The sequence below is a fragment of the Gammaproteobacteria bacterium genome, from assembly GCA_024235095.1.
Taxonomy (GTDB): domain Bacteria; phylum Pseudomonadota; class Gammaproteobacteria; order Competibacterales; family Competibacteraceae; genus UBA2383.
Genome location: JACKNC010000002.1, coordinates 91,938 through 103,514 on the forward strand (window position 1 = coordinate 91,938; position 11,577 = coordinate 103,514).

The following is an 11,577-nucleotide window of genomic DNA, read 5'->3' on the forward strand; positions in this document are numbered from 1 at the left end:
GTTTTTAACCTTAAAACTTAAAACTTAAAAATTTCACGCCGCCACGCTGGCGTCTTCGTCTTCGTCCTGCTGAACGGCGCGCGCCGCCTGGGCCTGTAAATCCTGCAAGGCGCGCCGGTAGTCGAGCGGCATGACTTTGACGAATTTCGGCAACAGTTCGCGCCAATGCTCCAGCACCCGGTGCGCAGGTTCGCTGCCGGTGTACAGGAAGTGGCGAGCAATCAGCGTTTGCAAGCGCCGGGCATCGTGGCGCAACCGGTCTTCCGGTAATTCCGCGTCGGCCAAGGCGCGCCAGTCATCCCGCAAAACGCGGACCTTGAGGGTTTCCTCTACATCGTTCAGCGGTTCCAGCACCACCATGGCCGGATTGGCGCGGCGAGCGAAATCGCCCGCTTCGTCGAGGACGTAGGCAATGCCGCCGCTCATGCCGGCGGCGAAGTTGCGTCCAGTCGGTCCCAGTACGACCACGATGCCGCCGGTCATGTACTCACAGCCGTGATCGCCGGTTCCTTCGATGACGGCTAAAGCGCCAGAATTGCGCACGGCGAAACGCTCGCCAGCGACGCCCCGGAAGTAGCATTCGCCGGCAATGGCACCGTAGAGGACGGTATTGCCGACGATGATGTTATCCTGCGGGCGCAACCGGCTGATTGCGGGCGGGTAGATGATCAGCCGTCCCCCGGAAAGTCCTTTGCCGACATAATCGTTGGCTTCGCCAGCCAGTTCCAGCGTGACGCCCTTGGCGACGAATGCGCCGAAGCTTTGTCCGGCAGTGCCGTGCAGGTGGATGTGAATCGTATCGTCCGGGAGACCGGCATGACCGTAGCGCCGAGCGATCTGCCCGGAGAGCATAGCGCCGGTCGTGCGGTCGGTGTTGCGGATCGGGGTTTCGATGCGCACCGGTTGACCGGATTCCAGGGCGGGTTGCGCCTGGGCGATCAGCCGATGGTCCAGGATGTGCTCCAGACCGTGGTTCTGCGTTTCGCAATGATAGGTCGCGACACCGGGGGGCGCCGGGGGGACGGCCAGTAATCGGCTGAAGTCCAGTCCGCGCGCTTTCCAGTGATGGATCGCCCGGCGCATGTCGAGCCGGTCGCTGCGGCCAATCATCTCGTCGAAGGTGCGGAAGCCGAGTTGCGCCATCAGTTCGCGCACTTCTTCCACCAGGAAGGTGAAGAAGTTGATAACGTGAGCCGGTTGACCAGGGAAACGCTTGCGCAGCGCTTCATCCTGAGTGGCGACGCCGACCGGGCAGGTGTTCAGATGGCATTTGCGCATCATGACGCAGCCAGCGGCAATCAGGGCGATGGTGCCAAAACCGAATTCATCGGCCCCGAGCAGCGCGCCCACAACCACATCGCGCCCGGTGCGCATGCCGCCATCGGCTTGCACCGCGATACGTCCGCGCAGGTGATTACGCACCAGGGTTTGATGGGTTTCGGCCAAGCCAATTTCCCAGGGCGAACCGGCGTGTTGAATAGAGGTCAGGGGACTGGCGCCGGTGCCGCCGTCTTCGCCGGAAATGGTGACGTGGTCGGCGTGAGCTTTGGCAACGCCGGCGGCAACCGTACCAACGCCGATTTCCGAGACTAGCTTGACGCTGATGTCTGCCTGCGGATTGGCGTTTTTCAGATCGAAAATCAGCTGCGCCAGATCTTCGATGGAATAGATATCGTGGTGCGGGGGCGGAGAGATCAGGCCGACGCCGGGGGTGGAAAAACGGACCCGGGCAATCCAGTCGTTGACCTTGTGGCCGGGCAACTGGCCGCCTTCGCCGGGTTTGGCTCCTTGCGCCATCTTGATTTGAATAGCGTCGGCGTTGACCAGATATTCCGTGGTGACGCCGAAGCGGCCAGAAGCAACCTGTTTGATCGCTGAACGGGCCAGGTCACCATTTTCCAGGGGGACATAGCGCTTGGCGTCTTCCCCGCCCTCGCCGGTGTTGGACTTTGCGCCGAGCCGGTTCATAGCGATCGCCAGCGTGGTGTGCGCTTCCCAGGAAATGGAGCCAAAGGACATGGCGCCGGTGGAGAAGCGTTTGACAATGGAACTGGCAGGCTCCACCTGGTCCAGGGGCAACGGTTGATTGGCGAAGCGGAACTCGAACAGGCCGCGCAGGTTGCGCAAGCGATCCTGCTGGTCGTTCATCATCTGGCTGTAGGCTTTGAATTGCGCGTAGTCACCGGAACGCACCGCGTGCTGGAACAGGGCGATGGTTTCCGGCGTCCAGGCGTGATCCTCACCGCGGATGCGGTAGGCAAGCTCCCCACCAACATCCAGGGCTTCGCGATAAAGCGGTGCGTCGCCATAGGCTTGACGGTGACGTTGCGCTGCTTCCCGGGCAACTTCGGTGAGTCCGACACCTTCAATAACACCCTGGGTGCCAGTGAAGTAGCGGTCGACGAAGTCGTTGGCCAGACCGACAGCCTCAAAGATTTGCGCGCCGCAGTAGGACTGGTAGGTGGAAATGCCCATCTTGGACATGACCTTGAGGATGCCCTTGGAAACGGCTTTCGTGTAGTGTTCATGCGCTTCGCTCTCGCTCATCTTCTGCGGGCCGCGCGCCAGCGTGGCGGACAGCGTGTCGAGCGCCAGGTAGGGGTTAATCGCTTCCGCGCCGTAGCCGGCCAGCAAGCAGAAGTCGTGAACCTTCTTAGCTTCGCCGGTTTCTACCACCAGACCGACCTCGGTGCGCAGACCGTCGCGGATCAGGTGATGATGCACGGCGGCAGTGGCGAGCAGGGCGGGGATAGCGATGTGGTCGGCGTCGATCTCGCGGTCAGAGAGGATCAGGATGTTGTAGCCCCGGCGCACCACGTCGGCGGCTTCTCGGCAGAGATTCTCCAGGGCGCGGGCCATGCCGCCAGCGCCGCGTTCGACCGGGTAGCAGATGCTGAGCGTTTCGGTGCGAAAGGCGCGGTCAACGTGGTATTCGATGCGGCGAATGCGCTCCAGGTCGATGTTGCCAAGAATAGGCCGTTTGACTTCCAGGCGCTTGTGGGTTCCGCCGCTTTCCAGGTCGAGCAGATTGGGGCGGGGACCGACCAAGGACACCAGCGACATGACCAGTTCTTCGCGGATCGGATCGATAGGTGGGTTGGTCACCTGGGCAAATTTTTGCTTGAAGTAGTCATAGAGCAGCTTGGCGCGACTGGACAGCACAGCGGGCGGGATGTCGCGGCCCATCGAGCCAATCGGGTCTTCGCTGTTGACCGCCATCGGCGTGAGGAAGGCGCGGATGTCTTCCTGGGTGTAGCCAAAGGCTTGTTGGCGACGCAGCAGGGTCTGCGGATCGGGGGGCATCGAACCGATTTCGGTCGGCAGGTCCTTCAGGCGGATTTGCGTGGCGTCCAGCCAGGTCTGGTAGGGATGCTTCGACGCCAGTTGTTCCTTGATTTCGTCGTCGTCGATGATGCGGCCCTGTTCCAGGTCAATCAGCAGCATCTTGCCAGGTTGCAGCCGCCATTTCTTGACAATCTTTTCTTCGGGCACGGACAGCACGCCCATTTCCGAGGCCATGATCACTTGATCGTCGTCGGTGACCAAGTAACGTGCGGGGCGCAGGCCGTTGCGGTCCAGGGTCGCGCCGATCTGGCGGCCATTGGTGAAGGCGATCGCGGCTGGACCATCCCAGGGTTCCATCAGAGCGGCGTGGTATTCGTAGAAAGCGCGCCGATGGGGGTCCATCAGCGGGTTATCCGACCAGGCTTCCGGGACCATCAGCATCATGGCGTGGGGGAGGGAGTAGCCGCCCGCTATCAACAGCTCCAGGGCGTTGTCGAAAGTAGCGGAGTCGGACGCGCCGTCGCCGATCAGCGGCCAGAGCTTGTCCAAATCAGCGCCGAGCACTTTGGACGTCATGCCGTGGCGGCGAGCCATCATCCAGTTGATATTGCCGCGCAGGGTGTTGATTTCGCCGTTATGGCAGAGATAGCGGAACGGTTGCGCCAGCGCCCAGGAAGGAAAGGTGTTGGTAGAAAAACGCTGGTGAACCAGGGCCAGCGCCGATTCCAGGCGCGGATCGCGCAGTTCCGGGAAATAAATGCCAATATTCCGGGCCAGAATCATGCCCTTATAAACGATAGTCCGGGCTGATAATGAAGAGACATAAAACTGTTGATCGTCGCCGAAGGCGTTGCCGCGCCAAATGGAGCGGTGCGCCTGCTTGCGGATGATGAACAGTTTGCGCTCGAAGGCGTCACTATCAGGGCAATTCGCTTCGCGTTTAACGAAAATTTGCCGAACCACCGGTTCAGAGGAACGCACACTGTCACCCAAGCAGCTATTGTCGGTGGGTACATCGCGCCAGCCCAGCAGGGTTTGTCCTTCGGCAGTAATGCTGCGTTGCAGAGCAGCTTCGCTCTGAGCGCGGTCCTGGTTATCACGAGGCAGAAAGACCATGCCAGCCCCGTAGTCGCCAGGGGCGGGCAGGTCGATGCCCAGATCGGCGCACTCGGCGCGCAGGAAGGCGTCGGGAATTTGCAACAGGATGCCTGCGCCGTCGCCCGCCAGAGGGTCAGCGCCGACTGCGCCGCGATGGCTGAGATTGGCAAGGATTTCCAGACCCTGGGAGATGGGTTGGTGGCTCTTGCGGTTTTTGATATCGACGACGAAGCCGATGCCGCAGGAGTCGTGTTCATTGCGTGGGTCGTAGAGACCCGCAGCGGGTGGCAGGTGGGTGACGCTCATGCAAATTCCCCAGCGATTGAGGGTTATAAAGAGTTTGGAGAATAAATTACTTGCATACTACCGATCTGAGCGCCGTTCTTGCAACCGGCGAGATGAATAAACCCGGCGTTCGCGCCTGTCAGAGCGCGCTGAATATAGCCGCCGCTGACCGCAAGACCCCTGATAGTCAAATACAGCGGCGACAGGATGTGGCTATTTGAGATTTGCCTCAAGAAATCGGTTGAACAGTGCCCAGGATTTCTGATCAGCGTCTTCCCGGTAACGCTCTTCGCCAAAGACGGTGAAGGCGTGGGGCGCGCCGCTGTAGACGGCGATTTCGTAAGGAACGTTTGCGGCTTCCAGTTCTTTGGCGAGGGTGGCTACGTCATCTATGGTAACAGCGGTATCCGCGCCGCCATGCATGATCAGAACAGGGGCGCGTGTTTTAGCGTAGTCCTGACCTTCTGGGGTTTGCAGACCGCCGTGAAAGGTGGCGAAGCCTTTGAGATTTGCGCCGGAACGGGCCAACTCCAGCACCGCCGCGCCGCCGAAGCAGTAGCCCATAGCAATGGCGTTGTCGATGTTAGCGCCGTTGGCCTTGGCGGTCTCCAGGGCACCCATCATCAAAGCGCGCATTTTTTCGCGGTCCTTGTACAGTTCACCGGTATGTTGGCGTTTATCAACGTCTTTCGTCGGACGCACGCCCTTGCCGAACAAATCCGCTGCGAACACAGCGTAGCCTTTCTCAGCGAGCATGTTGGCGCGTTTGACTTCGTAATCGGTCAGGCCATCCCAGTCGTGGATCATCAGGATGAACGGGGCGTCCTTGCCGGGGTTGATAAAGTAGCCTTCATAAGGTTGGCCGTTGACTTCATAAGTGATAACTTTGCCGGTTGCGCCCAGCGCCAGGAAGGGTGTCAGGCTCAGTATCATCGCAGCAATCCAGTTTCGCATGGCTTGATCTCTATGGGTAGGGACTTTCCGGCGGATTGCCGGCTTTCGTTCAAGACCGTTCCTGATTCAATGAGGTTCCGCTATTCCATCACTCCTTTTGCCTTTTGAGGCGATGGCGCTCCATGGCCTCATGCCATTCGTTTTCCTCGGCGTGCAGGTAAAGGCCGGTGGTGTCGAGACGGGCATGACGGGCATTGCGTTGCAAATGGCGAAGATCGATGCCTGCATCAGCCTGGTGGGTGATGCTGGTGTGGCGGAACCAGTGGGTGGAAGCGCGCCGTAGTTTTTCCGCCTGATGGGGATCATCGGCTTCCAAACGGGCAGCGGCGCGGATCACCAGGCTCTTGACGATGCGGTAAATCATATTGTCGCCAATGCCGGCGGCGCCCTTGAGGTTCATGACTAGCGGCGTCGATTCATCTGGATCGGGCAAGGGAGGGAGACCGTAGAAGCGCCGATATTCGCTCAGGGCAGCCAGCAAATCCTCGTTGACCGGCACCCGGGCTTCCTTGCGCCCCTTGCCGGTGACCTGCCACCACCAGCGACCACGAATGCGCTGAAAACTGCTCATGGTGTGTTCGGCGACTTCGCTGACCCGGGGGCCGAGCAAATAAAGTAGGGCCACCAGATACTTTGCCCGGGCGTAGTGTTGGCAGTCGCGTTCGCTGTCGCGCGGCAAGGCGTCGACAGCAGCTAGCAACGCCTGCCATTGGTCCTGTTCCAGAAAGCGTTCCACCTGTCGGGTCGATTGATGGTTTCGGGTGCGGCGGCGGGCTAATGCCAGCGGGTTGCCGGCCAAATATCCGGCTGTGACCAGATAGCTAAATAGGGAATTGATGATCAGCAGGGCCATCTGGCGGCTGGCGGGACTTAATGGTCCCACGAACGGCCGCCATTGGGGACTGAAACGTGGCGCTTTGACTCCGCACCAGCGCTCGCGGGGCTGCGGGTCGTTCAGGAATGCTTCGTATAACAGGCAATCCTCGCGAGTCAGGCTGGAGAGCGGTTTGCCGCGTTCAAGTAAAGCCCACAGCAGCAAACGTTCAGCTTCCTTGCGGTAGTTGCGCAGGGTCTGTGGGGAATCGTGAAATTCAGCCAGCCAAGCTTGAATGGCTTCCATGTCATTACTTGCAGCCAATTGGCAGACTACATCGGGACCAGCGCGATTGCTGCCGGTGCGTCCGTCGAAACCTGCGGGTACCCGAAATATTTCCAGTGGTTGCGGTGTGGCGGGCGGTAAAACGGGCATCTTGGTCGTATCGTTCATAACAATTAAGTTTAAGGTCAGAATCGGTTGCTTTCACGGTAATTTTTAAGAATTAATTTAGCATAATGTAATTCCTGATAATGGTGATTATCAGGAATTTTACCCTAAAATAGATCGTAAAAAAACGTAATATGTAATAATAATATTTGATATTATTACAGCGATTTTCACTTTTCACCCAGGAGCAATCCGATATGGCCCGTTCAGGAATCCGTTATGAAGAAGTCAAGGAAGTTGCTGAAACGCTGCTCGGTCGCGGTTTGAATCCGACCATCCAACGGGTGCGCGAAGTCCTCGGCACCGGCAGCAACACCACCATCAGCGAGCATCTCAAGCGTTGGCAACAACAAATGGCTAATGCGCCTCGCGCCGTATTGCCGCCGACGGTGCCGGAAACTGTAACTACGGCCATGGAAACCTTTTGGAAAATTGCCGTACAGTCCGCCGAAGCGGCTTTCGAAGAGCAACGTGACCGCGCCCTGCAAGCCGTTACGACCGCCGAACAGGCTCGCGACGCCGCCATTGCCCAATCGCAACAGGCGCAGGCCGAAGCTGCTGAGGCGCATCATCAGTGGGAAACTGCTCAAACTATGCAACGCGAACTCACTGATCGCCTGCTTGTGGAACAGGAACGTCGAGCCGCTGCGGAAACAGCGACCCAAGCCGCTGAAGAGCGAGTACAGGCGGCTACTACTTCTATTGCAGAAATGCGCGCGGAAACCGATTCTCGAATCGCGCAGATGAACGCTACCCTTCTACAATTACGCAATGATCTTGATCAGCAGCGCCAGGAAGCGGAACAGCGGCTTGAATACGAACGCCAGCGCGGCGAAGTCAATGAGGCGCGTTTCATGCAATTACTGGATCGGGAGCGCGCCGAGCGGACTACAGAACAGCAGTCGTTCGCCACGGAACGGCAAAATCGCCTACAACACGAAGCAACGCTGACGCATCAACTGGAAAGTATTCAACGGGAACGTGGTGAATTACAGCGCCATCTCACCAACGTCCAGGAACGGCTGGAGCAAACTACTGCAACTCTGGAGACGCTTGACGCGACGCTTAAACGGCGCGAACAACAGGTTCAAGAAGCCGGACATGCTCTGGAAATCATGCAGGTTCGCCTGGAAACCGAAATCGATCTGCGACAACGCCTGGAGCAGGAGACCGCGGAGATGCGAAGATTGCTCAAGGAAATTATGACTCGACGTGATAATCCCTCGCATCCGAACCTAAATGAATAGCAGTAAAAAAACAAGGCTCAATATGGATTCCAGTCAGTTGGCGTTGTTAGGCGACCAGCAGTTCCAAGAGAGGTCTGAGCAAGCCTTTGCCCCGAATGCGGACGTTATGCACGAACTGAAAGAAGCCCAGGTAGAGCGGCAGCTTTTCTTGCGAAATTCCTCGATGGGGTCGCAACCAGGAACGCAACAGGGACCAGAAACCCTCAGCGGTATTAACATGAATCTCATGGAAGCCATCGCCATCGTCGTCGCGGGCGTATTCACCCCGGCTGTGACACACCGTATGATGATCAAAGCCCCAATCCTTCAATGGGTTATAGATTGCATATTCATCGGTATACACCCGGGTTCCCGGGGCGATGAAAGTCTGAAGGAGCGGTTGGATGGTCGCTTGCTGGACATTATCCAGCATCCGGACGACCACCGCGCCGCCGCGCTCAATCATGCCGAGAATCGGCGGCTTTTCCTGCTCCAGGGTGCCTCGACCCCGTGCCCCCTTCAGCCGGCGACGCCGCCCGCGGCGGCCTTTTTTTTCACCGCGTCCGGATGCCCTTTATGCCCGGCCACCATATAGACCTCGTCGCATTCCACTTCCCCCGCCAAGGTGGGTTCGGGTTGGCGGGCGACGATACCTTGGCGCAGTTGCTCGGTCATCCGCTGCACGTCGTCCGGATTCAACGCCAACTCTTGGGCAATCTGGGCATTAGACAAGTTCAAACCCATAAAATATAAACATAATATCCAAATTCGTAACGGCGGGTGGTGGCCGGCCAACACCGTCCCGGTTAGATCGTCAAAAGAGCGATGGCACCCAGCACACCGATATTTCTGTCGCGCCGGTTGGGTCGTGTCGTGACCCTGCTTCGTCACGTTCGCCGCCCCACAATGGGGGCAGTGAACCCCATCGGGCCAGCGCAGTTGGCGGACCGTTTCGTAACACCGGACATCGTCCAGTAGATTCTGAAGGTTGATCATCGACGGGAAACCTGGAGCGCGGCGGTTCAAAACCTCTTCAGTGTAGATCCTGTCCCTTGGCAGGGCGAGCCATCTTCAACAGCCTGGAATCCATATTGAGCCAAAAACAAAAGCCCCTGACCGGGGCCTTTGCTTAAAAGAAATTCAGACTGACTAGTGGGCTGACACAGAAGTTTTGACAGGTTCAGAGGTTTCTAGGTCCACCGGGGTTTCAGAAGATTTCAAGGGAGGATAGAGGCGCTTGAGTTTGACCCGGGCCAAGTCGGTGCCGAACTGCCAGTGGATTTTGGTCTGACGTAGGTTGCGTGGGCCTTGCCAAGCGGCGATTTCCTTCCGCAAAGTTTCGAGGTTCGCAATGCGGCGATTCAAACACTGGCCGGCGAGAACAGCGAACTCACATTCCGCCATATTGAGCCAACTGCCATGCTTGGGGGTGTAATGAAATTCGAGCTTGCGGGTGATCCGGCGGGCTTCCTCTGGAGAAAAGACACTATACAAGGCCGCAGGAGTGTGGGTATTGAGGTTATCCACGACCAACCGGATTCGCTCCGCCTTCGGAAAGTACACATCAACGAGTTGCTGCATTTGCTGGGCAAAATCGCGTTTGGTGCGCTGTTTCGTGACATTAACATGACGCCACCCGCGCAAGGGTTGTACGAATAGAAATAAATTGGCGGTGCCTTCGCGTTTGTATTCACAGTCATAGCGCGCCGGTTGACCCGGGCGGGCGGGTTGAGGACAGCGGGTTTCGCTGGTCAATTGCACCGGACTTTCATCGAAGCACACTTGGGGGTATTGAGGATCATCGGGTTCGGCGTACAGGTCCAACACATCCTCCATATGCCAAACATAATCGGGACTGACACTGGGAATACACCATTCTTGACGTTGCCAGGGTTTGAGGTCGTTTTTTTAAGGATGCGCCGCACACTCTCACGGGAAATGGCTTCGATGGGCCGGAGTTCCATGAAGCGGTCCGCTAACAATTGGAGAGTCCACTGACAACGGCCAGCGGGCGGGGTACTACAGGCCAAGGCGACCAGAAAGGCGGCCTGTTTGCCGGTCAAGGCCGGGGGCAAACCGACTCGTGGCCGCTCGCTTAACGCCGCCAGCAACCCTTCGTCGACAAACCGTTGACGGGTACGATGAACGGTCGAAATCCCCAAGTGAAGGCTTTGGGCAATGGCCTCATCCGTCGCCCCTTCCGCAGCCTGCAGCAACACATGGGCACGGGCAACCTTGCGCGCCGCTGCCTTGCCTTTATGAATGACCTTCAGCAGGTCTTCCCGCTCCTCTTCAGTTAGATCAACCAGATACTTGTGGGCCATGGTGATTCCTCCTGTTGATCTCAACCATAGGGCACCCACCGCTACCTGTCAAAACTTCTGTGTCAGCCCACTAGATCAAGCCGCTTCTTCCAGCACTGGTTAGGTCGGAGCGGCTAGCAGTGCTCGCGCGACTTTGGAGGCTGGCGCCCGCCCCAAGATTGTGCTGATCCACAGCGCACAATCGACCAGAGCGTTGAGATCGATGCCAGTCGTGATCCCCAGCCCGTTTAACAGATACACAATATCTTCGGTCGCCACGTTACCTGACGCGCCGAGTGCGTAAGGACATCCGCCCAGTCCGGCGACTGATGCATCAAATACCGTGACGCCACATTGCAGCGAAGCATAAATATTCGCGATCGCCATGCCGTAGGTGTCATGGTAATGGCCGGCGATGCAATTGAGGGGTACGCGGACGCTGACCGCTTCAATCAGACGTTTCGCCGCCTCCGGCGTACCGATGCCGATGGTGTCCCCCAGACTGACCTCGTAACAACCCATATCGAACAGAGATCCTGCTACTTGTGCGACTGCCGCCGGCGAGATGGGTCCTTCGCAGGGGCAACCGAGGACGCAGGACACATAACCCCGGACCCGGACGCCAGCCTGGTGCGCCGTGGTTATCACCGGCTCGAAGCGTTTGATCGAGTCGGCAATGGAGCAGTGAATATTTTTTTGTGAGAAGGACTCGGAGGCCGCGCCAAAAACAGCGATTTCCCGCGCGCCAGCTTCGAGAGCCGCCTCCAGACCTTTGAGGTTCGGAGTCAACACCGGGTAGGCGATGTCAGGTAAACGTTTAATAGTGCGCATAACCTCGGTGTTATCGGCCATCTGTGGAACCCATTTCGGCGACACAAAGGACGTGGCTTCAATGACCTTCAAACCCCCCTCGCCTAATCGGGCGATCAGCTCCACTTTGGTGGCGGTGGCGACGATTTCTGGTTCATTCTGCAAGCCATCGCGGGGACCGACTTCAACAATTTTGACGGTTTTGGGTAGGGACATCACTAAAAATTCCAGAATTTGAGGTTCCACATCAGGCGATCCCTCGATGCGTCAACAGCAGTTGATTGAAATTCTTTAAAAAAGGTCAAAAATAATACTTAAGCGAATTATAGACTAAAATATAGCATATCCAAGT

The 11,577-nt window shown here is 57.9% G+C and carries 6 protein-coding genes and 2 pseudogenes; 2 read left to right on the forward strand and 6 right to left on the reverse strand.

Annotated elements, in window-relative coordinates; genetic code table 11:
• Positions 1-33 precede the first annotated feature (33 nt).
• Positions 34-4,689 carry a glutamate synthase large subunit gene (gene gltB / locus H6973_13540; protein ID MCP5126612.1) on the reverse strand — a complete coding sequence of 1,552 codons (4,656 nt, stop codon included), beginning with the start codon at positions 4,687-4,689 and terminating at the stop codon, positions 34-36.
• Between the two features lie 50 nt (positions 4,690-4,739).
• Between gltB and H6973_13545 the strand changes: the two genes are divergently transcribed.
• Positions 4,740-4,889 (forward strand): hypothetical protein, encoded by a 150-nt coding sequence (locus H6973_13545; GenBank protein MCP5126613.1) that lies wholly within the window; start codon positions 4,740-4,742, stop codon positions 4,887-4,889.
• Here H6973_13545 and H6973_13550 read toward each other — a convergent pair.
• Both H6973_13550 and H6973_13555 read right to left on the reverse strand, forming a co-directional pair.
• Positions 4,882-5,622 carry a dienelactone hydrolase family protein gene (locus tag H6973_13550; protein ID MCP5126614.1) on the reverse strand — a complete coding sequence of 247 codons (741 nt, stop codon included), beginning with the start codon at positions 5,620-5,622 and terminating at the stop codon, positions 4,882-4,884. The genes H6973_13545 and H6973_13550 overlap by 8 nt on opposite strands.
• An 88-nt stretch (positions 5,623-5,710) precedes the next feature.
• Positions 5,711-6,871: a tyrosine-type recombinase/integrase gene (locus H6973_13555; GenBank protein ID MCP5126615.1), complete on the reverse strand. Its 1,161-nt coding sequence runs from the start codon at positions 6,869-6,871 to the stop codon at positions 5,711-5,713.
• Between the two features lie 212 nt (positions 6,872-7,083).
• Here H6973_13555 and H6973_13560 point away from each other — a divergent pair, with 212 nt between their 5' ends.
• Positions 7,084-8,133: a DNA-binding protein gene (locus H6973_13560; protein MCP5126616.1), complete on the forward strand. Its 1,050-nt coding sequence runs from the start codon at positions 7,084-7,086 to the stop codon at positions 8,131-8,133.
• Between the two features lie 46 nt (positions 8,134-8,179).
• Here H6973_13560 and H6973_13565 read toward each other — a convergent pair.
• The 3 genes and pseudogenes from H6973_13565 to H6973_13575 all read right to left on the reverse strand — a co-directional run bounded on the left by H6973_13565 (position 8,180) and on the right by H6973_13575 (position 11,441).
• Positions 8,180-9,108: pseudogene (locus tag H6973_13565) on the reverse strand (IS1595 family transposase).
• Between the two features lie 153 nt (positions 9,109-9,261).
• Positions 9,262-10,436: pseudogene (locus H6973_13570) on the reverse strand (IS630 family transposase).
• Between the two features lie 99 nt (positions 10,437-10,535).
• Complete coding sequence (locus tag H6973_13575; GenBank protein MCP5126617.1) at positions 10,536-11,441, reverse strand: hydroxymethylglutaryl-CoA lyase; 906 nt, start codon at positions 11,439-11,441, stop codon at positions 10,536-10,538.
• Between the last annotated feature and the right edge of the window lie 136 nt (positions 11,442-11,577).

Coding starts and splice junctions, on each gene's coding strand:
- gltB (MCP5126612.1), bottom strand. CDS start 4,689: ATGAGCGTCACCCACCTGCCACCCGCTGCGGGTCTCTACGACCCACGC.
- H6973_13550 (MCP5126614.1), bottom strand. CDS start 5,622: ATGCGAAACTGGATTGCTGCGATGATACTGAGCCTGACACCCTTCCTG.
- H6973_13555 (MCP5126615.1), bottom strand. CDS start 6,871: ATGCCCGTTTTACCGCCCGCCACACCGCAACCACTGGAAATATTTCGG.
- H6973_13560 (MCP5126616.1), top strand. CDS start 7,084: ATGGCCCGTTCAGGAATCCGTTATGAAGAAGTCAAGGAAGTTGCTGAA.
- H6973_13575 (MCP5126617.1), bottom strand. CDS start 11,441: ATGTCCCTACCCAAAACCGTCAAAATTGTTGAAGTCGGTCCCCGCGAT.